At 46.3% G+C, this 24,133-nt stretch carries 23 protein-coding genes, 2 tRNA genes and 1 pseudogene; 12 read left to right on the top strand and 14 right to left on the bottom strand.

Annotation, left to right across the window (positions count from 1 at the left end; all coding sequences use genetic code 11):
• Positions 1–9 precede the first annotated feature (9 nt).
• The 4 genes from M5J74_RS13285 to M5J74_RS13270 form a co-directional block, all read right to left on the bottom strand.
• Positions 10–1,842 (bottom strand): response regulator, encoded by a 1,833-nt coding sequence (locus M5J74_RS13285; protein ID WP_250016937.1) that lies wholly within the window; start codon positions 1,840–1,842, stop codon positions 10–12.
• A gap of 5 nt (positions 1,843–1,847) precedes the next feature.
• Entirely contained in the window at positions 1,848–2,783 is a 936-nt protein-coding gene (locus M5J74_RS13280) for an Hpt domain-containing protein (protein WP_250016935.1), read from the bottom strand.
• Between the two features lie 72 nt (positions 2,784–2,855).
• Complete coding sequence (locus M5J74_RS13275) at positions 2,856–5,156, bottom strand: methyl-accepting chemotaxis protein (protein ID WP_250016934.1); 2,301 nt, start codon at positions 5,154–5,156, stop codon at positions 2,856–2,858.
• A gap of 158 nt (positions 5,157–5,314) precedes the next feature.
• Positions 5,315–7,708 carry a methyl-accepting chemotaxis protein gene (locus M5J74_RS13270; protein ID WP_250016933.1) on the bottom strand — a complete coding sequence of 798 codons (2,394 nt, stop codon included), beginning with the start codon at positions 7,706–7,708 and terminating at the stop codon, positions 5,315–5,317.
• Here M5J74_RS13270 and M5J74_RS32695 point away from each other — a divergent pair, their 5' ends adjacent.
• Positions 7,709–7,843 carry a hypothetical protein gene (locus M5J74_RS32695; protein ID WP_256498785.1) on the top strand — a complete coding sequence of 45 codons (135 nt, stop codon included), beginning with the start codon at positions 7,709–7,711 and terminating at the stop codon, positions 7,841–7,843.
• Positions 7,844–7,858: 15 nt separating this feature from the next.
• On the opposite strand, the gene M5J74_RS13265 is transcribed toward M5J74_RS32695, so the two are convergent.
• From M5J74_RS13265 to M5J74_RS13255, 3 genes are all read right to left on the bottom strand, one after another.
• Positions 7,859–8,344 carry a chemotaxis protein CheW gene (locus M5J74_RS13265; protein WP_106218190.1) on the bottom strand — a complete coding sequence of 162 codons (486 nt, stop codon included), beginning with the start codon at positions 8,342–8,344 and terminating at the stop codon, positions 7,859–7,861.
• Positions 8,344–8,703, bottom strand: coding sequence for a response regulator (locus M5J74_RS13260; RefSeq protein WP_015154562.1), 360 nt, complete (start codon positions 8,701–8,703; stop codon positions 8,344–8,346). Before M5J74_RS13260 ends, M5J74_RS13265 begins: the two co-directional genes overlap by 1 nt.
• 194 nt (positions 8,704–8,897) lie before the next feature.
• Entirely contained in the window at positions 8,898–10,088 is a 1,191-nt protein-coding gene (locus M5J74_RS13255; RefSeq protein WP_015154561.1) for a response regulator, read from the bottom strand.
• A gap of 224 nt (positions 10,089–10,312) precedes the next feature.
• Here M5J74_RS13255 and M5J74_RS13245 point away from each other — a divergent pair.
• The 4 genes and pseudogenes from M5J74_RS13245 to M5J74_RS13230 all read left to right on the top strand — a co-directional run bounded on the left by M5J74_RS13245 (position 10,313) and on the right by M5J74_RS13230 (position 15,223).
• A pseudogene (locus tag M5J74_RS13245) lies at positions 10,313–13,350 on the top strand (UPF0182 family protein).
• Positions 13,351–13,563: 213 nt separating this feature from the next.
• Complete coding sequence (locus M5J74_RS13240) at positions 13,564–14,313, top strand: hypothetical protein (protein WP_106219010.1); 750 nt, start codon at positions 13,564–13,566, stop codon at positions 14,311–14,313.
• Entirely contained in the window at positions 14,310–15,017 is a 708-nt protein-coding gene (locus tag M5J74_RS13235; RefSeq protein WP_250016929.1) for an OmpA family protein, read from the top strand. The genes M5J74_RS13240 and M5J74_RS13235 overlap by 4 nt, the downstream gene beginning before the upstream one ends.
• 8 nt (positions 15,018–15,025) lie before the next feature.
• Positions 15,026–15,223 (top strand): hypothetical protein, encoded by a 198-nt coding sequence (locus M5J74_RS13230; RefSeq protein ID WP_250016928.1) that lies wholly within the window; start codon positions 15,026–15,028, stop codon positions 15,221–15,223.
• Here M5J74_RS13230 and moaC read toward each other — a convergent pair.
• Positions 15,199–15,705 (bottom strand): cyclic pyranopterin monophosphate synthase MoaC, encoded by a 507-nt coding sequence (gene moaC / locus M5J74_RS13225; protein WP_250016927.1) that lies wholly within the window; start codon positions 15,703–15,705, stop codon positions 15,199–15,201. The genes M5J74_RS13230 and moaC overlap by 25 nt on opposite strands.
• Positions 15,706–15,741: 36 nt before the next feature.
• On the opposite strand from moaC, the gene M5J74_RS13220 reads away from it, so the two are divergent.
• Positions 15,742–15,815 (top strand) — tRNA-Arg (locus M5J74_RS13220).
• 42 nt (positions 15,816–15,857) lie between these two features.
• Here the strand turns inward: M5J74_RS13220 and M5J74_RS13215 are convergent.
• From M5J74_RS13215 to M5J74_RS13200, 4 genes are all read right to left on the bottom strand, one after another.
• A complete protein-coding gene (locus M5J74_RS13215; RefSeq protein WP_250016926.1) occupies positions 15,858–17,084 on the bottom strand; it encodes an MFS transporter in 1,227 nt (408 codons plus the stop codon).
• A 76-nt stretch (positions 17,085–17,160) separates the two neighbouring features.
• Entirely contained in the window at positions 17,161–18,165 is a 1,005-nt protein-coding gene (locus M5J74_RS13210) for a glycosyltransferase family 2 protein (RefSeq protein WP_250016925.1), read from the bottom strand.
• Positions 18,166–18,266: 101 nt separating this feature from the next.
• Positions 18,267–18,977, bottom strand: coding sequence for a C40 family peptidase (locus M5J74_RS13205; RefSeq protein ID WP_015154554.1), 711 nt, complete (start codon positions 18,975–18,977; stop codon positions 18,267–18,269).
• Between the two features lie 54 nt (positions 18,978–19,031).
• The gene (locus tag M5J74_RS13200; protein WP_250016924.1) at positions 19,032–19,265 is read right to left on the bottom strand and encodes a hypothetical protein; all 234 of its coding nucleotides are present in this window, start codon (positions 19,263–19,265) and stop codon (positions 19,032–19,034) included.
• Between M5J74_RS13200 and M5J74_RS13195 the strand changes: the two genes are divergently transcribed.
• The 3 genes from M5J74_RS13195 to M5J74_RS32690 all read left to right on the top strand — a co-directional run bounded on the left by M5J74_RS13195 (position 19,246) and on the right by M5J74_RS32690 (position 21,046).
• On the top strand, positions 19,246–20,199 hold the full coding sequence (locus M5J74_RS13195; protein WP_250016923.1) for a serine hydrolase: 954 nt from the start codon (positions 19,246–19,248) through the stop codon (positions 20,197–20,199). The two genes, M5J74_RS13200 and M5J74_RS13195, sit on opposite strands and share 20 nt — an antisense overlap.
• Positions 20,200–20,354: 155 nt before the next feature.
• Positions 20,355–20,792 carry a hypothetical protein gene (locus tag M5J74_RS13190; protein ID WP_250016922.1) on the top strand — a complete coding sequence of 146 codons (438 nt, stop codon included), beginning with the start codon at positions 20,355–20,357 and terminating at the stop codon, positions 20,790–20,792.
• Between the two features lie 122 nt (positions 20,793–20,914).
• Positions 20,915–21,046: a hypothetical protein gene (locus M5J74_RS32690; protein WP_256498784.1), complete on the top strand. Its 132-nt coding sequence runs from the start codon at positions 20,915–20,917 to the stop codon at positions 21,044–21,046.
• Between the two features lie 75 nt (positions 21,047–21,121).
• Here M5J74_RS32690 and M5J74_RS13185 read toward each other — a convergent pair whose 3' ends face one another.
• Entirely contained in the window at positions 21,122–22,456 is a 1,335-nt protein-coding gene (locus M5J74_RS13185) for an ABC transporter substrate-binding protein (protein WP_371934035.1), read from the bottom strand.
• A gap of 113 nt (positions 22,457–22,569) precedes the next feature.
• Here M5J74_RS13185 and M5J74_RS13180 point away from each other — a divergent pair, with 113 nt between their 5' ends.
• A complete protein-coding gene (locus tag M5J74_RS13180) occupies positions 22,570–22,719 on the top strand; it encodes a hypothetical protein (RefSeq protein ID WP_181245551.1) in 150 nt (49 codons plus the stop codon).
• Positions 22,720–22,729: 10 nt separating this feature from the next.
• On the opposite strand, the gene M5J74_RS13175 is transcribed toward M5J74_RS13180, so the two are convergent.
• Positions 22,730–22,821: transfer RNA gene (locus M5J74_RS13175), tRNA-Ser, on the bottom strand.
• Positions 22,822–22,880: 59 nt separating this feature from the next.
• Between M5J74_RS13175 and M5J74_RS13170 the strand changes: the two genes are divergently transcribed.
• Both M5J74_RS13170 and M5J74_RS13165 read left to right on the top strand, forming a co-directional pair.
• Entirely contained in the window at positions 22,881–23,318 is a 438-nt protein-coding gene (locus M5J74_RS13170; protein WP_015154550.1) for an NUDIX hydrolase, read from the top strand.
• A gap of 155 nt (positions 23,319–23,473) precedes the next feature.
• Positions 23,474–23,869 (top strand): RidA family protein, encoded by a 396-nt coding sequence (locus M5J74_RS13165; protein ID WP_250016920.1) that lies wholly within the window; start codon positions 23,474–23,476, stop codon positions 23,867–23,869.
• Positions 23,870–24,133: the final 264 nt, after the last annotated feature.

Here is a 24,133-nt window from a genome sequence, read left to right as displayed (position 1 = left end):
ACTTTTGACTTACATACGACTTACAAAAGAGCCTACTTTACTCAACAATTCAGGGGTCGTAAATCCTTTGGTGAGGTAATCTGTTGCACCGACGCGCTGCGCTTCGTTGCTCCACTCTTCTGATAAACGGGAAGAAATGACAAGAGCAGGTAATTTCATGCCTGCTTGCCGACAGCGATCGATCAGGGTGAAACCGTCCATCCCTGGCATCTCAATATCGGTAATTAACAAAGCTGGTACGGAATGGCTAGAGAGCCAAGTCCATGCTTCTAAACCGTCGCGACAAGTCTCAACTGTGTAACCGTTTGCAGTCAAACTTGCTTCAATTCGCCGCCTCACCAGCGCTGCGTCATCAACAACGAGAATAGTACGACTAGCAGCAGGAGGCTCGGCAAATATTTCTGCTAGATCGAAGCTAGGAATGACAGTTCGATCGCCATCTCCAGTGGGATTCATCCACAGATGTGCTGCCAGAGATGCAGGTTCTAAAACCGCGATCGACGTTCCATCAGTTTGTAAAGTTACCCCCATCATCCCTATAGGTGAAATTAACGGACTGGGTAAAGACTCGATCAACAATTCTGACTGTTCTAGCAAGTCATCTGCTAGCAACCAAGCGTCTCGTTCAGCTGCCGTGGAGGAGAAAGTAGAACGCACCCGCAAGCAAATGGCTGTATCTGACAACGGACGGTTGGCTCTCGCTCCTGGTTGCCAGTATTCTAATAAGTCAAGACATGGTATTGAAGCTTCATCTTGAGTTACAAACCAGTTAGGAGCGCTAGACATCGGGTCGCGATCGCTGGGCGTTGCTGATAAATTACTCCAAAGAGTCGTGGTGACGATCTCCTCGGCAGGAATGGCAAAGTTGCGATCGCCTGCCTGTACCAAGACGCAGCGTACTAATAAGTGCGGGACGGGAACCTGCATCTGAAAAGTCGTCCCTGCTCCCAGTACCGTTTTCAAGTTGAGATGTCCGCCGATGCTAGCAATTTGGGTGGCAACTACGTCCATCCCTACCCCGCGTCCAGAAATATCACTCACTTCGCTGCGAGAGCTAAAGCCAGATTGACAGAGAACGGCAAGCAAATCGGCGGGGGTATCGGTACGAGTCAGGGGTAGTCCTCGCGCTTGGGCAAGTTGGGAAATCTTGCTGGCATCAATGCCACCTCCGTCATCTTGCAAGGATAGCAGGTAAAATTTACCTTGGCGGCGTAGCGATAAGATAATCGTGCCTTGTTCCGGTTTCCCTAATGCTAGGCGATCGGCAGCAGACTCTAAAGCATGGTCGTAGGCGTTACGCATTAAGTGTAATAGAGCTGGCTCTAGGTGTTGTACCGTACCAGCATCGAGTTCCAAGTGTTCCCCCTGTACGATTAACTGAGCTGGCTTACCAAAGCGATTGATCAGATCGCGGAGAATACCTTTCGCCCGAAAACCCAAAACCTTAAACGGGATCAGCCGACTTTCTTCTACTGTTTGTTGGAGGTTGAGGACATTGCGATCTAACAATTGCAAACTATCTGCTGTTAGCCGCGAACTTGTCGCTGCTTCTGCGCCCAATTCTGACAGGCGCAAACTCACTTCTAGCAGGCGATTGACAATCGTATAACCTTGACGATATCGCTCTAAAACTGGAGCCGTTGACACACTCGAGCGCTGTTGCTGTAAGTTGTCTAAAAGGGCGTAATCGTCTTGAACTTGTCGTAACTGCGTCAGGTATTGCACGCTATCTTGCGCCAGCGACAGCAGTTGTCCGATTTGCGTCTGCAACGATTGATAAAATCCTTGCACTGCCCTTGCAGATAATAGCGTCTCCACCAAACGCTGAGACGATCGCTCCAAGCGTTCTAGAGGGACGGGGACTTGGATATTTGTTTCGGTAGTTGGTTGTTGGTAATTGGTAATTGGTAATTGGTAATTGGTAGTTGCTCCCTTGTCCCCCTTGTCCCCCTTGTCCCTTCTGCTCCCAGCTCGTCCCTGCTCCCTGCTCCCTTCCCCGCAGGCAACTTCCCACCTTGTCTGGCGCTGTCTTTTAACAGGGGGAGATATTTAGACCATTGCGATCGCCAGAAATCGGATTCGGGGCGGTTGAGTAAAGCTTTACTGTAACGTAGCAAGTCTAACCAACCAGCCTCAAATTCTAAATCGTTGCCAATTTGTATGAGTTGCTGAAGCGTTTGTTTTGCTATTTTGATAACTTCTGGAGGAACTTGACCGCGATCGGGCAGGTCTTCTATTGCCATTTCCAAGTCCAGCACGACGAGATCGAAGCCTTGTTCGGCAAACTCTTGAAATAATTTTGTCTGTTCGTTGGCTTCCGGTAAGTAGAGTTGCTGAATTTCTTGGCGCAGAAATGCGATGCGATCGATGCTAGGTTGGACGGCAGCGATCGCCGCTTCTCCTGTTGCCTCAACTTGCAAACTTGCAGTCAGAAGTTCTCCCGCCTCTGCTAGCATTTGTGATAGCTGACCGTCTTCTAGCGGAGGTGCAATTTGCAGATAGCGCAAGTCTGAAAGTAAGTCCTCTAGAATAGTTGAGACATAAAGAATCCCATCAGCACCCACCGTCACGGCTCCACCCTTGATCGTGTGGACGCAGCGATAAGTTTCTTGAATATCTGCCGTCCAAGTTTGAGGCTGAAGCTTTTGGACGAGATTTATGTATGTTTGCAGATAAGTTTGAGTATCAACAGCAAACATACTGCGCAGCTCTTGCTGTAATTGCAGCTCGGCTACGTCAACAAAATCTAACTCAGCAGCAGTGGAGCTATGTTGTTCCAACATAATCGGGTATATGGGTGTAGTATATATTTACTGATAACTAGTTACTGTGTAGAGGTGTTACATGTAATGCCTCTACACTGCTCCCTGCTCTCTGCTCCCTGCTCCCTGCACCTCTTCAGAAATACGGAAGAAACTGACTTTTTCTAATAACGTCCGTGCCATGTTGTCAATTAATCCGGCTTGTTCCTGGGTGAAACTAGATTGCTGTTCTGTCTTAGCAGCTACCGTCGCAATTTCTTCAATCGATCGCAGCGTCGTTTGTGCTTCTGCGGCGATCGCTTGGCTAGATGCTGTTACTTGTTGTCCTACCTGAGCCACGCGATCTGTCACGTCTTTAATCAGCTCGAATACGTACTGCGATTGTTCTACACTACCAACGAATTGATTCACTGAATGGCTGATGCCTTGCACGTCTTGGTTAATCCCAGACACTACAGTTTGAATTTGAGCTGCTTGCTGCTGCAACATTAGCAAACCTTGGTTTGTTTGTACGGCAAGATCGTTCACTTGAGTCGCGATGGTTTCAAACTCGCGGGCAACACTAGCAAATTGGTCGGGGTCTTGCTGCCCAGAGGCACGAGCGGCAATCATAGAAGCATTTAACGCAAGTACCCGTGTTAGGGCAGCAACTCGTTTTTGGTCTTTGGCAAACTGAGCAGCTGAGGTCACGAAGTTAGTCAAAATTTGGGCGCGTTTGACGATTTGCTCCGTACCTGAGTGGAGAACTTTAATTTCTTCGGTTAGTTTTACCATTTCCTCCTGTCCTTGGGTAACAGCGATTTGTGCCTGTTGCACGGCTTGGTCTGATGCCAATGCTTGTTGTGCTGTTTGTTGGGACAAATCCGAGAAAGTGACAACTGAGGCTTGCACGGCGTTAACTGAGTGTGCCTGTTGCTGTGCTTGTTGGGCTGTTACTGCTGCTAGTTGTTCTAGCTCTGTCGATCCCTGAGTCACTTGTTGGGCAGTAGATAATACCGTTGCCATAATTCGAGCCAGTTCTTCAATCAGGCGGTTGAGGGTATCTGCTACGAGTCCAGTGGCGCGATCGCTCACCGGTGCTTGTACCGTCAAGTCTCCGCTCTCCAATGCTGCGACTGCATCGAGTAGATGACTCACATCTGATTGTAAGACGTGGCTCTCCTGTTCGATCGCCTCTTTCAATTGCTTAATTTCAGCAGTCCCTTTTAAGTTCTCCAATAGGTCTTGGATTTGGTCAGCCATCTGATTAATATTGGCTCCTAGCATTGCCAATTCGTCACTACCTTTGACTGCAAGACGTACATCCAGATCGCCCGCTCCCAACTTTTGGACGGTTTTAGTTGCTGCCTCAATTGGTTGGAGCGATCGGTTGACTAATAAGACTGCGATCGCGCTTACTGCAATTGCTGCGGCTAGAGTACCAAAGGCAAAAATTTGCGCCAAGCGATTGTTAACTGCAAAAGCAACGTTTCGGTCTGACAGAATAAAGGCATCCCAACCTAAATCGGGTAGTCCTTGTGTTGGCTCGAACGGAGCATATCCCCCAACTACATATCGTTTTTCTAATGGTTCGTAAGACTCTGTCGGTGCAGCTTTTCTAACCTGGCGCAGTTGCGGAAAAGGAGTGAGGTGTTCGGCGGCATCCATGCCTAAAGTCTCAGTGCCATCATTGGTGACAAAAACCTTGCCTGCTTTATCGACCAAATGATAAGTTCTGTCATTTTCACCATAGCTCTTAACCAGAGCGTCCAGAAATCGAACTGGCATTTGGGTACGCACGACACCAATTATTTTATTAGTGACTGAATCTCGTACGGGTGCGGCAAGGTAAATAACAGTTTTACCCGTAGATGGTGCAACCCTGGGTTGAGAAACAAATCGCTTTCCAGTGGCAAGGACGGCTTGAAAGTAATCTTCGCTTTTATGACTGCCAAGTTTAGCCCCTTGGGAAATTAAGAGATTGTTGCCGTTTAAATCGATGAAGGCGATATTCTCATAGACTTCATAAGCTTTGGCGTAATTGGTTAGTACCTGCGTACGGTCTTTTACAGAAACAACTTGCTTAACTTTCTCATTGCGCAAAATTGGCAGATTACTGAGAGCTTGAATATCGCCGTAACGCTCAAACAGAAAACGCTCAACTTTGTCCATCATTGTCACAGTTTCTTCCTGCTTGGCAAGCTCAATTTGCGCGTCTAACATATTAGCTGCGATGAGATTGGCTGCGATCCCAGTAACGACTACAGGTAGCGTACCAATTGCTACTGCTGCCAAAGTGGTTTTTAAACGCAAACTCAACCCTTTTTTGATAGAGCGGTTGGCATTACTTGAAGGTGATGGAACTGCATTGTTAGGAGCAGATGGCAAGCCGATGTCTGATGAATTCATTGTCATAAGAGCAGGAAAAATGACTGGATAAGCAAGTCAAAAGTTAAAAGTCAAAAGTCAAATATTCGTAGGGGCGGGTTTAGCTAGGCGAGCGAGCGATTACAGAGTTTTTTTTCCAAAACCCGCCCGTACAGCCATCTATAGGAACGATATGCCGCAGAGCGTTAAGTTGTTGTCAGTTCAATAGCAACAGTATCTTCAGCCTCAGATAATAAATCCAAGTCTGATAAAACTGTATTTTGCTTCAAGGCAGTTTCTGGTAAGCGGAAGAATTGAATGCTGCTGAGTAACTTGCGCGATAGCTGTTGCATTTGTTCCGATTGCAGGCGCGTACTCTGAGTCAGCAGCGCGGTACGTTTGGCGAGGTCGGCAATGTCATTCATCGCTTGAGCTGTAGATTGGGTAGCGTGAAGAATCTCATCGCTAGAACGAGATACCCCTAGTCCAGCCTGTACGACCTCTACGGTACTGCTGCGGACGTTACTAAACACTTGGTTCGACTGTTCCACACCCGTCGTAAAGTCGCTCACCAATCCACCCAAGCTTTGTACTTCACCGTCAATTGCCGATACTACACTATGAATTTGGTCGGTACGCTGTTGTAGAGTGAAGAGTCCTTCGTTTGTCTGCTGCGCTAGAGTACTGACTTGAGCCGCGATCGCCTCAAATTCTCGCGCTACAACTAAAAACTGTCTGGGGTCGCGCTGTTCGGAGGCGCGGGCTGCTACCAGGGTGGCGTTTAAAGCCAGTACTTGAGTCAAAGAAGCAATCTGGCTTTGGTCTTGCACGAATTGATCTGCTAGACCGACAAATTCACCCAGAGTTTTCATTTTCTGAATAATTCGGTCAGTACCTTGACTGAGAACGTCAATACCTTTAGTCATTGCTTCCAGCGCCACTTGACCTTGTTCTACTGCCGATTGTACTTCGGTGAGAGATTGATTCGAGCGATCGACCGTTCCCGCAGAGTCTTGTGCTGATTCACCTACCTGTTGGGTTAACTGTAATACCTGTTCTACTTCTTGAGCTTGGGTTGCCGCGTTATTTGCTACAGTTTCAGCTAGCTGTCCCAAGGCACTAGAACCCACGGAGACTTGTTCTGCTGCGGCATATACCTGAGCCAGCACTTGTCCGAGTTTTTCTAACAGGCGGTTGAGGGTGTCTGCCACTAGCCCGGTAGCGCGATCGCTTACATCAGCTTGTACCGTTAAATCTCCTTCTTCTACTGCCGACACTACGTCGAGGATGTGGATCACCTCCATCGACAGCGCTTCCCCTTCTTGTTGGTTGAGTTCTGCTTGTTTTAGCTGTTCCTGGGTAGATACCGACCGCGATACTTCATCCCGAATCCGATCTTCGTTAGCCGCAACCTGTTTCAACAAGTTGAAAAATGAAGTTGACAACCGACCGATCTCGTCTTGCTGCTGCATCTGCATTTCGGTTTGGGCATCCGCTTGCGCTAGCTTGTTACATTCATCTAGAATCGGACGCAGGCGACGATTGAGACTACGCACGAAGAGTAAAACTACGGCTGCTAGCAATAAACCTGCACCTAACGCACCAGCGATCGTAATTGTCAAAACTGGACCGAGAACAACTCCTTCCGGTACTGCTGCCATCATTAACCAATTGGTGCTGGGAACTCTTTGATAAGCCCAGAATTTACCTCCCGTCCACAATAGTCCCGATCGCTCTTTTTTGTCCGGCGATGATATTTTCGACCAGATGGCTTTGAGTTCTGGAACTGTCTCGTAACCGCTCTGATTTTTAGCGCGATCGGGTGCGGGTGGGTAAGACATGAGTTTACCCTGTTCGCTGGCGAGGACAAAATAGCCCTGGTTACGAATCACGGATTTGGAGATCTGGTCGCTCAAAGCCCCTAAGTTTACGTCGATCGCGGTAATACCAAGAATTTTATTGTTGCGATCGCGTATTACCTTACTAAAACTGGTCATGGGGATGTTATACCAGGAGTAAGGCTCAGTCCAGCTTTCACTTCCCTGTGCTATGGGATCTTTAAAGTACGATTGAGTCGGGTAATTGTCCTCCTTGAACAAATCCATTTGGAATAGTTGGTCGTAAGGTGCAGTTAGACGCTTACCTGGCTGCTTGGGGTCTTTTTGGTCTATGTAGAAATATGTTCCATGCCATTGACGGTCTGGAAGAATTGCATAAGCCGTTTGTTCCAATGCCATACCCATAGCCAAAGTAGGGCGATGGAGAAAGGATCTTAGCAGTAAAGCATCAAGTAGGTCTGCATTGACCGCTTTCTTGCTGCTCAATAACTCAGATGCACCAGTTAAATCGCGCATCGATTGCTTAACAGGTTCTAACTTACCTTCAATTGAGGTTATCTCAGTGTTTAAGTTATCGCCGATCTGAGCGAGGATTTGTTGTTTTAAAGACTGATAGAAGAAAAAACTAATACCACCGAGACTAACTAACGCACCGCCCATGACGGAGATAAACAGTACTGTACCGATGGAATTAAACCGAATTTTTCGCCCAGGACTGTTTTGCGGGGCAGACGAGGAAACGGTAGGTTGATTAGTAGTCATATGATTGAGAATATTGTTTACAAAAAAGGGAGTCGGGAGTCGGGAGTCGGGAAAGAATTCAAAATTCACTACACCCCACACCCCACACCCCACACCCTATTTACTGGTCACTGGTCAGGAGTCACTGGTCACTGATAACTGCTCCCTTTATCAAGTCGATCGCCATCTCAGGGGTTTCCACAATGCATCTGCTAAGAGTTCCGGTTTGAACAGTCGCATGTTTGGTTCAGTATTTGACTGCGCGGCATCAAATAAATCTGGTGGCAATTGGGAATGCGATCGCATCCCCAGGGTGCGATCGACAACTAACCCCAGTCCTGCTTGTTCCGCCGCCGCAGCGCTTAATTGCACCACTGTCAGTTTTTCTGCGGCAAAACCCTTAGCAACACCCAAGAGTTGACGCAGAGAAACCAAGGGGATAACGTGACCTGCATGATGGAGTACTCCCATCATCACTGGCGAGTAGAACGGCATCACCAGGATCTGCGATCGCTCGACAATTGGAATTTCTGCCACTAGAGTCAGCGGTAAGACAAAAGTAAATTGTTCGACTTGGGTGAGGATATATCGCTGTTGCTTTTCCTCAAGCTGGATCGATGCATCACTTTGGGCGATCGCGTCAGGAGAGGGATTCATTAGCGTACCTTTTGTAAAGCTTGCTCAACGGTTTCCCGCGTCACGGGTTTGATCAAATAATCATCGGCTCCAGCCCGTTTCATGCCATAGTCAATCTCCAGAGGAGTCTTTTTAGTCGAACAGAAAATGACGTGCTGCTTTGCAGTTTTTTGGTTAGAACGCACCTCGCGCAAAAACTTGTAGCCGTCCTGTTCTGGCATCACAATATCTAGAAATACAGATGCATAGTCTCGATCTGTAAGCATTTGCATAGCTTCCTTCGAGTCGGAACAAGCATCGACTTGATGCCCTAAACCTTCTAATAAAGAAGTGAGTAAGTGGCGATCGACCGAGCTATCATCAACAACTAAAAATTTCATGAGTTTGTCGTCCTTTCGTGTGGTTTAGTTGACCTTAATATTTAGAATTCCCATTAACAGTTGTCAGTTATCGTAGGGGCGGGTATGAAGCGCAGATGACTGCTGAAGTCATAATTTTTTTGCTAAACCTGCCCGTACTGGTGCATAAAGAAAGGGTATAGGGTATATAATTTAATCGTGAATTGCGCATAAAATTACACAACCATATCTTTAGTGGTGGGGGCTATTTCAAATAACATTTGCCGCAAATCTGTGCGAAATGTTGGGACTTCGGCAGGGGTACGGGGCTTAGCTAAAAACTTGCAATTTGCCCACTGCGCCCGCCATTGGTTGGAAACAGATTTTTCAGCTGTCAGTAACACCAGAGGCAGGGATGCTAGTTGGGGTTGTCGTCGGATTTGCTTAATCAGGTCGAATCCAGAAGCTCCTGGCATATTGATATCGAGAAAAATTGCTAAGGGTTGAGATTCCATCATTGTTTGCACCGCAGTCAGAGCATTGTTGGAATACTTCACTTGGTATCCCCAACCTTCTACGAGCTGACGAAATTGCTGGATTAGTAGAGGCGAGTCATCAACAATAAATATTTCTGCTGAAGATTGAGAATTGCCAGAAGTGTTAACGGACTTTTCTATTTCTACTAAGCCTCTTTCGATCAAACGGCTAAAGAATTTTGCGACTTCTAAAGGATCTTTTCCCATCGTGCGGGCGATCGCCGCTAAATTTTTACCTGGTTGGACTAAGTTTTGTAACTGCTGCTGTTGTGCTGTTGGCATAGAAGCAGCTGCTATTGCCTCCTGTTTCAATATCAAAGTGCTGTCGAGGGAAGGAATGTATTTTTGCAGTTGCTTCCATTGACTTTGGCGGTTCGAGGCTTCTACAAACAAACCACTCAATTCAAAGCCGCGAATTGGAGTATTGACAACGAGTTCGGGTTCGGAAAAAAACTGAGCTTGTCCGCCGTAGTCAAATAAATATGTATCTAAATCGATGAGAATTTTTTGCCGCAGTGCTTGCGTTACGTCGTCATGAGTGACCAATTTCATATTGACCATCTCGACGACAATTTTGCTTAAAGGGGTGGCTTCCTTACTAGATAATTCCTGTTGTAGCTGTCCGAATGCTTGTTGTGCTTGTGGTTGGCGCAGTTGAGGTATAGATTGATTTAAAGTTGCTAAAAAAGGCTTCCACGCTGCTAGTTTCTCAATTCCAGAGGAAATGACCCGCCCTTGCACGACTCCTAGATAGCGAGGCTGAGGAATACGAGAGCGCTCTCCTTTGCTTAATTGAATTTGCCAGTACCCTGTTAGGGTATCGTCAAAAACTTGCTTCAGTCGGTCGGTTAGTTCTGATGCCCCAAACGAAAAGCTTAAATTTGATTGCATACCAATTATCCGCGAAAGTCCCTATACTCTGGCAACCCTAGTTTTCTCGCTTTTATAGTTCCCTAAATTTTCAGATTGCTAACATCTTCGTCAAGAATTTAAGTGCAGGCGATCGCGGCAACAAAGGACAAAAGCTATCTATACTTTTTCTTAAGAGTCGCTAAGTAAGCGAGTTTTCTGCATTTAACGAACATAAAATTTTTTTAGATATTGACAGTAAGAAAGTGTTAAAAAAACCTATATTTTTGCAACGCTGTTTTCAACTTATCGCAATTGTCTTTGGCTTGTGGTTATTTTTCGATCTTGTCGCCCGTCTGGGGGCAGAGATTTTTTGGTTTCAAGAAGTCGGTCACTTGCCAGTATTGAGACTGCGACTATTGACCCAAGGTTTATTATGGGCGATTGGCTTTGGCATCACGGCTTTGTATTTGCTGGGTAATTTAGTGGTGGCTGAACGCTTGATAGAGAGCAGGGAGCAGGGAGTAGGGAGTAGGGAGGGACAAGGGGGACAAGGGGGACAAGGGAGACAAGGGGGACAAGGGAGCAACTACCAATTACCCACTACCAATTACCAACTACCAATTACCCATTACCAATTACCCATTACCAACTACCAACTACCCCCACACCTATTTCTCCCCTAGTCTTGCTATTAAGTCTGTTGGTGGGGCTGTTGTTGTGGCATTACGGTCAAATTGCTAGGCAGTACTGGCAAACTGACTTGAATTTACCGAATATATCGCCGCTGATTCCCAAGTTATTTAGACCAGCATCAGTTTTCTCTCTGGGCGAACGATTGTTCTCCCAAGTTTGGGCGCTGGGTGTGTTGGCAGGATTAGCGATCGCGCTATTATTCTATACGCGCTTTTTTCTGTGGGCGATCGCGATTGTGTTCAGTGGAATTTTTGGTTTAGTTCTGTCTGGGAATTGGGCAAGAATACTGAAATACCTCAATCCTACCACTTTTAATAGTGCCGAACCCGTTTTCAATCGCGATATTAGCTTTTATATCTTCACCCTCCCATTAGGAGAATTAATAGAATTTTGGTTGGTGGGAATGTTTTTATATGGTTTAACTGCTGTCGCCCTGACTTATCTTTTAGCTGGAGATAATTTAAGTCAAGGGCGATTTGCCAGGTTTAAGCGATCGCAGCAGCGACATCTAGAGGGATTAGGCGGCTGTTTCATGCTAGCGGTTGCTCTCAGTTATTGGTTGAACCGCTATGAATTACTTTATTCTCGCCGTGGTGTGTCCTTTGGCGCAGGTTATACGGATGTAACGGTACAGCTACCAGCTAATACCTTCTTAAGTTTATTGGCAGTGGCGATCGCTATTTTTTTGTTCTGGGGTGCAGTTTTTGGTTATCCCAAACAATTTAGACGCAAGTTTTTAATTGGAAGCGTTAGCACGTATTTACTGATTGCCTTGGGAACTGGTACGCTATTACCGTCAGCCGTGCAGCGTTTTGTCGTACTCCCAAATGAATTAGAACGAGAACGACCCTACATTCAGCGAAGTATTGGATTAACTCGTCAAGCTTTTAACTTGGGAATCGATAACCGTACCTTCGATCCACAAAATAATCTTACCTATAAGGATATTCAAGTCAACGACCTCACCATTCGCAATATTCGCCTGTGGGATCAACGTCCGTTATTAGAAACAAATCGCCAATTGCAACAGATCCGACTGTATTATCGGTTTCCCGATGCCGATATCGATCGCTATACCTTACTACAAGATACAGTTGCGCGCCGACCCAGTGCCGCACCACCATCTACAACCGAACAACAGCAAACTGGTGTAAATGCAGTTAACACGGAGACAAGGCAAACTCTGATTGCCGCAAGAGAGTTAGACTATAGCGCCGTACCCCAAGAAGCACAAACGTGGGTCAACCAACACTTAATTTACACGCATGGCTATGGTTTTACCCTCAGTCCTGTGAATACGGCGGCTGCTGGGGGACTACCGGAGTATTTTGTCAAAGATATCAGCGACACAACAACTGATGGCAGTACTCTGGCTGTCTCTAGCGAAGCAATCCGCGATAGTATTCCCATCGGACAACCGCGAATTTATTTTGGGGAAATTACAGATACCTACGTCATGACGGGTACGCAGACAAAAGAATTAGACTACCCAAGTGGCAATGATAATGTTTATAACGTTTATGACGGTCGAGGTGGAATTAATATCGGCTCGTTTTGGCAGCGGTTGCTATTTGCTAAGTACTTAAATGACTGGCAAATGTTGTTGACACAGGATTTTACACCCCAGACGAAGTTACTATTTCGGCGTAATATTAATCGCAGAATTCGGGCGATCGCTCCTTTTATCCGGTACGATCGCGACCCCTATTTGGTAGTTGCAGATGCAGGAGATCGACAAAGTTATCTTTACTGGATTGTCGATGGATACACGACGAGCGATCGCTATCCCTATGCCGAGCCTGGTAATGAGGGAATTAACTATATTCGTAACTCAGTTAAAGTTGTTATCGATGCCTATCACGGTACGGTCAATTTCTATGTTGCCGATCCTAACGATCCGATAATTAACACTTGGCAAAAAGTTTTTCCTGGTTTGTTTCAACCTTTAAAAAATTTACCAAAAACTTTGCGATCGCACATTCGTTATCCACAAGACTTGTTCAGCATCCAAGCAGAACGGTTGACGACATATCACATGACCGATCCGCAAGTATTTTATAACCGTGAAGACCAATGGCAAATTCCTACTGAAGTGTATGGTAATGAAGCAAAATTAGTCGAGCCTTATTATTTAATCACTAGTTTACCTACCGTACCGTTTGAAGAATTTATCCTTTTATTGCCTTACATTCCCAGTCAAAGGACAAATTTAATTGCTTGGTTGGCAGCACGATCGGACGGCGAGAACTACGGTAGATTATTACTGTACGAGTTTCCTAAACAACGACTGGTTTATGGTCCAGAACAAATCGAAGCGAGAATTAATCAAGATCCGGTGATCTCTCAACAAATTTCGTTATGGAATCGACAGGGTTCTAGAACGATTCAAGGAAATTTACTGATAATTCCCATAGAACAATCGCTGTTGTATGTCGAACCACTTTACTTAGAAGCAGCGCAAAATAGCTTGCCAACTTTAGTACGGGTCATCGTAGCTTACGAAAATAGAATTGTGATGGCAGAGACTTTAGAACAGGCATTACAAGCTATTTTTCAACAAAAGGAAACACCTGCAACACCGATTATTCGCCCGGTGGAGGAACAGTGACAAGTGACCAGTGACCAGTGACCAGTTACTAGTTACTAGTTAACTGTCAATTACAGATTACCAATTACCAATTACCAATTACCCCTTGTCAGCAAGTATTGACTTGCAAGAGCCTTTTTGGTATCTATTTTTAATAAAGTTAGGGTATAAAAAGAGTCTTGGTAGGATTGAGATTTAATTAAAAATTAAGCATTGAAAAAACATATTTGAGTTATGGCTAACTTCAAAAGTAACGATCGCGCCGAGTCAGAAACAGCAAATCACGCGAATGTCACCCGTGGGAATAGGACAGGAGAAGTTAGCGATCGCCCGCACGCGGAACCGACTGTTGGACGCAGCAACAATGGAATACTCGTGTTTTTGTTGGGCGTAGTTTCCACCCTACTACTAGTCGTTTTAGTCGGTGGCGGACTGTATATATTTACGCAACAGCGATTGACGCAATCGGCGACAAATCTAATACCATCAAATAACGAACCTCAACCAATCGCTGCGCCACCTCCAACTCAAGCTGAGACGAGTACGACAGCCGCGAGTTCTCCTGCTGCTACAACTGCGATCGATCCTTCGTTACCCGCGCCTCAAACTCTCAGCCTCCAAGTCAATCATGCTAACGGTACGACAGCGCGACTTACGGGAATTACCTTTTCTGACGACCACATCACCGCCGATCTTACCGTGACAAACGGTCATCGTAATGGGATTCGACTTAATAACAGTCACGATATGGTCATTGCAGATAATTTAGGGAATCAGTACAATCTGGTAGAACCACCGAACAACGAAGATATTAGAATTGACCCCAACACGACCCTTAAAGGAAAATTTGTTTTCAACGGTCGAATTGCCCCTGGTGCAACTACTTTGACCTTAACTACAAATAATAGATTTGGTGGCAATGAAAATTTTAGCAATAACCCGAAGATGACCTTTAATATCCCGCTTCAGGGTGAAGGAAAATGAGGGAAGAATTCGGAATTCGGAATTCGGAATACTCCTTCGGAAAAGCAAGCTACGGAATTGTGAATGTGCGGTGGTTCGCTGGATTGTTGTTAACATTAACTATTGCTTGTGACAGCCAGCAGGCTAGCAATCGTGGTGTTACAGAGACTCAACAGCAGTCCACCACAAATGTAATTACAACTTTAGAAGAACCACAGGCGATCGCTGTAACTCAATTAGAACAACCCCATCAATCCGGTGCTTCTGTCACCCAGCTAGAAGTTGTGCGATCGACTCAAACAACGCAAACAGTTATTCAAAAAGCTTTGACAGACTTAAAAGCCCAAGAAACGAGCGCGGGTATTCGGATTAATTTACCAGAAAATATTCTATTTGATTTTGATAAATCGAATATTCGTCCTAGTGCTAAACCAACGCTACAAAAACTGAGTTTACTACTGAAAAACTATGCCAAAGCACCCGTGACTATCAACGGATATACAGATAGTAAGGGTAGCGATGCTTACAATCAGGTGCTTTCTCAGAAGCGGGCGGAAGCCGTCAAAAACTATTTAGCGCAGAATTTCAGTATTAATAATAGCCAGATGACAGCTAAAGGCTGGGGTGAAAAACAGCCCATCGCCCCGAACGCAAAATCTAATGGTGCAGATAATCCCGAAGGAAGGCAGAAAAATCGGCGGGTAGAGGTGATTATTCGGAATTAACGCGGGAGTTGGGAGATAAGGGGGACAAGGGGGACAAGGGGGACAAGGGGGACAAGGGGGACAAGGGGGACAAGGGGGACAAGGGGGACAAGGGGGACAAGGGGGACAAGGGGGACAAGGGAGCTTCAGGTGCAGGGGAGCAAAGGAGCTTCAGGTGCAATTACCAACCACCAATTACCGATTACCCATTACCCATTACCGTATAATCTCCCGACTTCCCGCCTGTCTTACTAACCAAATGTATTGCTTCAATTTGCATCGATTTTTCTAGGGCTTTTGCCATGTCGTAAAGTGTCAAAGCAGCGACGGAAACGGCGGTGAGTGCTTCCATTTCTACGCCCGTCTCGGCTTTGGTTCTGACTGTAGCTGTAATTTGATAGCCAGGAAGTTCGGGATCGGGGGTAATTTGAACTTCGACTTTTTGTAGGGGTAAGGGATGGCACAGGGGAATGAGATTTGATGTTTGCTTGGCTGCCATAATTCCAGCTAGTCTTGCTGTTCCCAAGACATCGCCTTTAGGGGCGTTGCCAGCTTGAATCGCTGTTAAAGTCTCTGCTTGCATCCTCACTCTACCAGAGGCGATCGCTTCCCGAACTGTTGGCTGTTTGGCAGAAACATCTACCATCTGAGCTTGCCCTTGCCAATCGAGATGAGTCAAATTAGCAGCAGAAAAATTTTCTTGTGTCATTTAGTCAAAGTGTGTGTTACTATAAGTTTCTGGCAAGGGTGTGTAGCTCAGTGGACTAGAGCACGTGGCTACGGACCACGGTGTCGGGGGTTCGAATCCCTCCTCGCCCGTTTTTGATTTATCGGTTTGTAGGGGCGCACAGCTGTGCGCCCCTATTTTAATGCGTATGCATCCTGACCCCTGCCCAGGGCAAAACGTAAAGAGGCAGGAAAACTTTTGCTCGAATGGGTCAAAAAGATGAGTAAAGCGAGGAAAGTTAGCCCGCCAGCCGCACCAAACATCGCCCGATAACCGACTTGTTCGGCAATTAAACCTAAGAAGGGACCCGCGATCGCAATTCCGACATCAAACCCCACCATACACACACCAAAGATTCTCCCCCGTTCGTCTGGCTGGGCGCGGTCTACCAGTAGTGCGGCAATGGTAGGCAATAGCATTCCTGCCCCAGCCCCTTCGATAATTGCTGCCCATAAAAACATACTGGCATTGGTAGCTTGCCATAGCAGCAGCATCGATACCGAGTAGAGAATCAAGCTAATGGAAATAAATAAACCCCTGCCGTAACGGTCGGAAGCTCGTCCCGTAGTCAAGCGCACGACAAAACTCGCGATCGCGGCTGCGGTGTAAAATAATCCTGCGTTTAAATCTACTTGAGTCGATTTAATAAATAGAGGTGCGAAGGTACTTAAAGTACCGAAAGCCAAACCAACTAGTAATAAAACAATCGCGGGGATACGCAGTCGCGGACTGAATAATAAACTCCAAAACCGATCTGCTGAAGGACTTTCGGTTGTCACTTTCGCGATCGGTGGATTGTAGACTTGGGAAGTAAACAAGATGCCCAAAAATCCCAACCCTGCCGAGAGGAGAAAGAGGGGTGCATAGCCAGCCCCAGCTTGTAAAAAACCGCCGATGGCGGGTCCCACTGCCATACCAATCGCGGTCACTAAACTCATATAGCCGATAACTTCACCGCGATGTGGGGGGGGTGCAATATCGGCAACTAGGGCGCTGTAGCCCGTGGTAAAAGCGGCAATACTAATCCCGTGGAATGCCCGCAGCGCCATCAATAAAGGCAAAGATGTAATGACTAAATAACCTAAAGGGGCGATCGCGACTACAGCCGTGCCAATGTATAACACCAGTTTACGACTGCGGCGATCGGCAAGCTGTCCTAACCAAGGACGAAATAATAACAGTCCAATGGCAAAACAACCCATTACCATGCCAATTTGTTGCTTGTTCGCCCCCACATCCTCGATATAAAGAGGCAAAACGGGCAACAATGCTGTCAGACTAGACCAGAAACTCAGCCCAGCACAGAATAAAATCAGCAAATTTCGCCGCAAACTGCGATCGAATTTCAGAAAAACGTTCAAGGTTCAATTTTAGGGAGTAGGGATTATTCAGTGTAGAGACATTACATGTAACGCCTCTACATCAAATATTTTTACTTTACTTAACATTATGACCTACGACCTCTCGCACGCGATAGATTGGACGACCTTGAGATTCATGGTACGTCCGCATCAAAAGTTCTGCCAGTAGTCCGAAGCAAAACAACTGTACCCCAGTGATGAATAGCAAGACAGACAAAATCAATAAGGGACGATTGCCAATACTTTGACCCAAACCTAATTTTAAGAAAGTCAAATATAGCCCGATCGCCGTACCCAAGACTAGAGACAGCAGCCCAAACAGACCGAATACGTGCATGGGACGGGTGAGAAACTTCTTCATGAAGGAGATTGTCAGCAGATCCATCAAGACGCGAAACGTCCGCCACAACCCGTACTTACTGCGACCAAAACGTCGTGCGTGGTGTCTCACAGGCATTTCGCCAATTCTCGCCCCTTCAATAAAGGCTAAAGCGGGTAAAAAGCGGTGCAATTCTCCGTAGAGATTCATATCGGCTACGAGTTCCGACCGATAAGCCTTGAGAGAACAGCCGTAGTCGTGTAACTTGACACCTGTTGTCATGCCAATGAGTTTATTAGCAATTTTAGAAGGGAGTAAGCGAGTTAAAGCCGCATCTTGTCGTTGTTTGCGCCAACCGCTTACCAAATCATAGCCCGCATCGAGTTTGGCAAGTAAAGCAGGAATATCCGCCGGATCGTTTTGTAAATCTGCATCCAGAGTGACGATCGCTCTCCCTGTAGCATATTTAAATCCAGCCGCCATTGCTGCTGTTTGTCCGTAGTTGCGTCGTAATAAGACAGCTTTTAAATCGGTGCGTTCTGTTGCTTGTTGCTTGAGGAAATCCGCCGAACCGTCTTTGGAACCATCATCGACGCAAATAATATCGTATGTTAAACCACTGGCTTTCATGGTAGAAGCGATCGCCTCCAGCAAATGAGGTATGCTCTCCACCTCGTTGTAAACTGGTACGACCACCGAAACGTCTAGTTTATATGAGGCGATCGCCCCATTGGATTGAGTTAAGCTATCGGAAACGATCATGAGTAGTTAGTAGTGGCTAGTGGCTAGCGGTTAGTGGTTAGTGGTTAGTTAATTTTGACTTGTGACTTGTCTCCTGTCTCCTCATTTTTGACTTTTGACTTCTAACTTTTGACTTTTGAATTCCGAATTCCCTCAAAACACTTAACGACTCTGCCGTAGGAACGCAGTTGTTGAAAGTACGACCGACTAATTTCGTCTCCCTCTGCCGTTAAGCGATCGATCGCAATGCCGTTACGCCCCATTTTTTGCCCAGAACTATGTATATAAGATCCAGTGCCTAAATAAAGTCCCACATGGGTAGCTTTCTTATCCGTCCCAAAGAAGACTAAATCTCCTGGTGAGAGTTCCACTTCAGAAATTTTCTCTACAAAGGCTTCCTGTTGATATGCATCTCTAGGTAACCAAACACCCACTGAAACAAAAGCTGCTTGGATCAAGCCCGAACAGTCATAGTTTGGTCCTAACGTTCCACCCCATAAATAGTAATTGGGTTGCTGCATCGCTTGACACGCATAGTCAATAACTTTTGGCAAGCGGTGCTTAATTTCTGTAATAGAAAGAGCGATCGCTTGATAAGGAGACTTGGCTATAGCTAATTTTTGGATGTCAGATCCGAGCAGCCAACCTGGATAATCATCTTCACACAAACACACCTCAATTGCTGACGGGTTGTCAGGCATAGTCGTAACTTGTAAATGTCTTCCATCTGCTGCTTGAGTTGCCAAGCGATCGCACTGAGGAGAATCATATATATTTAGAGGACTGAGGCACTGATATTCAATGCCAATTTGTAATTGTTCTAAATTTGTCATTGGTCATTAGTCATTAGTCATTTGTTGCAAGATCTAAGAGGCGAGAAATTTACTTTATTGCGAATTGCGAATTAGTCTTGTCCTCCTTGTCCTCCTTGTCTCCCTTGTCCTCCTTGTCTCCCTTGTCTCCCTTGTCCTCCTTGTCTCCCTTGTCCTCCTTGTCTCCCTTGTCCTCCTTGTCTCCCTAGTCCTCCTTGTCTCCCTTGTCCTCCTTGTCTCCCTTGTCCTCCTTGTCTCCCTTGTCCTCCTTGTCTCCCTTGTCCTCGCTATGACATTTTTTTTCCGCAAAGACGAACAACTAGAAACTCTGGGCGATCGCGTTTTAGAAGCGACTTGGGCAGAATTTCCCACTTTGGCACGTAACCAAATTGCTCTGACGTGGATTGTCTACGATCCTCCAGTCTCCGTCAATACAGGTGGTGCTTTGAGTCCCCAAGCCTTCTGGAATTTTCCAGTGCGGGGGTATAGCTATCGCGGTGTGGAACGAATCTATCCTGCTAGTATCGTCAAACTATTTTATTTGGTGGCGATACAAGAATGGTTAGAAAAAGGCATGGTTGGGTCTTCGCCGGAGATCGAACGCGCCATGCGCGATGCGATCGCTGATTCTAGCAATGATGCAACTAGTTTAATCGTTGACGTTCTCAGCGGTACGACTAGCGGTCCCGAACTCCCAGCCGCGCCTTTTGAAACTTGGAAAACTCAACGCAACATCGTCAATCGCTACTATCAATCTCTCGGTTGGGAGGAGATGGCGACAATCAACGTCAATCAAAAAACTTGGTGTGATGGTCCCTATGGTCGCGAACGAGCGTTTGTGGGGGAGTTAATGGACAATCGCAATATGCTGACGACTAATGCCACAGCAAGATTGTTACACAGTATTGTAGGCGGGGTAGCGGTGTCTAGCGGGCGATCGCAGGCGATGATGAGTTTACTCAAGCGCAGCCTTAATCCTGCCGATTTAGCAACAGATAATGACGAAGACCAAATTACGGGTTTTCTAGGTGGCGGATTACCCCCAGAAGCACAATTGTGGGCAAAAGCTGGCTGGACGAGTCAAGTCCGGCACGATGCTGCTTATATAGAAATTCCTAATTTGCAACCATACTTATTAGTTGTATTTACCGAAGGTCGCCCTCACAGTAAAAATCGTCAGATCTTACCTTTCATTTCGCAGCAGTTCGCTGCCGCAGTCGCTACTTTGGGGAATCGGGAGTAGTTATCAGTGACCAGTGACCAGTGACCAGTTATCAGTAACAAATGACAAATGACAAACAAACATTGACAAAACATAAAAAGCTAGAGCTAATAACTAATAGATAGAGTGAATTATGCAAGTTTTCAGCATAAAATTTGCTAGGAGTGAACGCAAATATGCTTTTTTCTCGTCATTTGCCGTTGGTGTTCGGTGTTGCGAGCTTGACCGTACTTGGTTGGAGTTTATCTGCTCAAGCTCAGACGTACGATCGCGATCGCCCGCAGTTAAATCAACCTGCACAACCTCCAGATCGTGTCGTCCCGATGCCAGGAACGTCTGTGACTTCAGCTACGACTCTAACTACTGAGCCTGCTACAATTCCAGAGTTAGAAACGACAAAAATCGATAATTCCCAGATCGCCCAAGTCGATAGCGCCGATGTGGGACGCGCAGTCCTTGGTGGTTCTAGCTATGTTGGTATTGCCGCTAATATAGGTTTGGATGGGGACACGGATTTAGGCGACTCTAACTTTGCCGTGATTAGCAAAATTGGGCTGCCCGGTAACTTTTCAGTGCGTCCGTCTGCCGTCTTTGGGGAGATACGGTTTTTCTGATTCCCCTAACTTACGATATTTCTTTACCAGGAGTTGATGTCATAGATGCTGCGCTACCAATATCACCTTACATAGGTGGGGGAGTTGCGATCGCCTCTGGCGATGACAGTCAAACCGACTTCTTGCTTACTGGTGGGGTAGATTTTCCCCTGACTAATCAATTTACTGCTACGGCTGGGGTAAACGTTGCCTTTTTTGAGGAAACTTCTATCGGTCTATTACTAGGAGTCGGCTATAACTTCCCTGGCTTCTAAAAATAGTAGAGACATTACATGTAGAGACGTTACATGTAACGTCTCTACATCGGTCATCGTTAACCGATCTCTGAATTATTTCGGGCTAATTTTACCAATCGTACCGAGAGTACCGTCGTCTTTGACCGTCCAAACGTCATAGACTCCGACAACATCACCGTTAGCATCGACATCGACGTTACCGCTAGCGCCTTGATAATTGATATCTTGACCTTTGCGTAATAACTCTAAACCTTTGCATACGTCAGTAACTGCCGTCCCTGGAGCGTTAGAAACTTCTCGTAGTTTACTGGCAATTGCTTCGCCAGTATTTGCCTTGGCTGCTTGGGCGGCGAGGACGAGTAGTGCTGTCGCATCCCAAGCTTGAGGGACGTATTCCCCAACTGCCTGATTTTTCTTTTGTTTCCACAATTGGGTTAACGCTGTCAGTGCTTTGCCATCTGCACCTGGCACAGTCCCAATCGCCCCAGTGACAATATATTTACCGTCATCTTTCTTGCCAACTTTTCCAGGGAAGGTGGCGGATTTCACTCCGTCAGTGAGCATCACCTGTACTCCCTGCATTAATCCTTGCTCGTAGGCAGATTTCAGTAAGATGCTACCTGTTTCTTCGTACATCACGGCAATCACTGCCTGGGGTTTGCCAGCGAAAGCAGCAGCGGCTTCAGTTTCAAAGGTTGTTGCTTTGGGATCGTAACGAGTCGGTCTACCTTCGTTAACGACAGTTCCACCAAGTTTTTTAAAAGTTTGGACAAAAGCTTTTTCAAAACCTACACCGTAGTCGTTATTGATTACTACAGTCGAGACTTTATTAAAACCTCGTTTTTTCGCTAATTGAGCTAGGGCTTCGGCTTGGTAGGTATCGGGGGGAGCTGTCCGTGCCCAAAAGCCTTTAAATTCACCTTTTTTGGCTCTATCTGTAAAGACAGGGCTCGTACTACCAGGCGAGATCAGCATCACCTTGTTGCGCACGGCGATCGGTACAGCCGCGCTAGAAACGCTACTGGCAAAAGAACCAACTACACCTGCTACGCGATCGACGTTTGCTAGTTTCGTCATCGCTGCCGCACCCTTACGCGGATCGGTTTCGTCATCTTCTGCCACTAAGGAGACAGGAGCGCCATTAACACCACCGCAAGCATTGACTGTCTCGATGACTAAGGGAACAGCACCCGACATTTGTTGTCCGATGGGACCTAAATCGCCCGTGGCGGGGAGAAGAGAGCCAAGCTTTAGTGCTTGCGTGCTAGCTTGTACATCTGTTGCAACCGGAGTTGTTGCCGGAGCAGAATCGGCAGTTGTGGTTTGGGGCGTGCTGCTTGTTGTTGTGGTTTGTTGACAAGCCGCAGCCAAAAAACCGAGCGAGAGAGTAGCAGTAGCTAGGGCAAGAGTACCTGATAAGCGTTTCACCAAAACAGGATCGGTCGTTTTCATAGAGTTGTTTATCGTCTGTGCGATTGAAAATTAATGCAGATTATTCTTGCATAACTGGGTAGAAAACTGGATCTAATTACACCTACCCAATGGCGGAGATATTTTCTCCTGCAATAAAGTTCCGCGATCGCAATAATTTTTGCCAAATGATAGAGGAACGAGGCGATTGGCGATCGCCACAATTCTCTTTCAGCTATGGGTTGATGAGGTGCAATTCACCCACAGCAGAAATCTGGTAAATTCTTAAAACGGAGAGGGAGGGATTCGAACCCTCGGATGGGTCTTACGAGTCCATCAACAGATTAGCAATCTGCCGCTTTCGACCACTCAGCCACCTCTCCTGGTGACATGGCTTCATGATTATAACAAGCTTTGCACTAAGAAGCAAAACCAATTATTTATGGCTTACCGCAATCCCGTCCCGACAGTTGACATCATTATTGAATTAATTGACCGACCGCAGCGACCGATCGTCTTAATCGAGCGCCATAATCCTCCTTACGGTTGGGCGATCCCTGGCGGTTTTATCGATTATGGGGAGTTAGCAGAACTAGCCGCACGTCGAGAAGCTGAAGAAGAAATTGGCTTGCAGGTAGAATTAATCGAACAGTTCCACGTTTATTCCGATCCCAACCGCGATCCGCGCCAGCATACGTTAAGCGTAGTATTCATTGCTACGGCAACAGGCGAACCCAAAGCTGGAGATGATGCTAAGGGTGTTGGCATTTTTGAATCTTGGCAAGTCCCTACGAACTTATGCTTCGATCACGATCGCATCTTGCGCGATTATTGGCGTTACCGTCATTACAATATTCGTCCCTTGTTAACGAGTGAGTAGGGTTTACTTAACATAGTTGTTGTTCTACTGTGATATTTGGCGAACAAACTTCTACAAGTACAGCCAACCTTACGCCAATCTAGACTGTCATGCATTTAGCTGGCATCATCAGCCCCAGACATTTTGACTTTTAACTTTTGACTTTTGACTTACTTATGACTCGCAAAATCATCCGTACCGATGCTGCACCCGCACCCGTGGGACCATATAATCAAGCGATCGCGGCTAGCGGACAAATGATATTTGTCGCTGGGCAAATTCCCCTCGATCCTCAGAGTGGGGAAATTATCGGTACGGGGGATGTCACCGCCCAGACAAAGCAAGTGATGGCAAATTTAGAGGCAATTCTCGCCGCAGCAGGAGCAAAGTTTCAGGATGTGGTGAAGACAACCGTATTCTTAAAAGATATGAATGATTTTGCGGCGATGAATGCGGTTTATGCTCAACATTTTGATGAAACAAATGCCCCAGCGCGTGCTTGCGTGCAAGTATCGCGGTTGCCGAAAGATGTGTTGGTAGAGATTGAGTGTATTGCGGCGATCGCTGCTTAACTGAATTTTACATGGCGATAAGTCCGTAGAGTGTGTCAAGGGAAACCGATCGCTCGAAATCAGGCTGAACGATCTCCCGCGCCTGTGCGTGTAATTCCTCTGCTTTGAGTGGCGCGATCGCGTTCAGCTATTGCTTAGCAACGTCAAACCACTCGATTAATTTTCTGTATTACTAGAGCCTAGCTTTTATTTTTTTCTATCTTCAGTTTGAAACAATAAATTATATCCAATCGCAAATTGATAGCTATTTGGTTTATTAGTTAG

It is taken from the genome of Chroococcidiopsis sp. CCNUC1, assembly GCF_023546805.1.
Taxonomy (GTDB): Bacteria; Cyanobacteriota; Cyanobacteriia; order Cyanobacteriales; family Chroococcidiopsidaceae; genus Chroococcidiopsis; species Chroococcidiopsis thermalis.
This window is presented reverse-complemented; position numbering and strand designations above follow the sequence as displayed.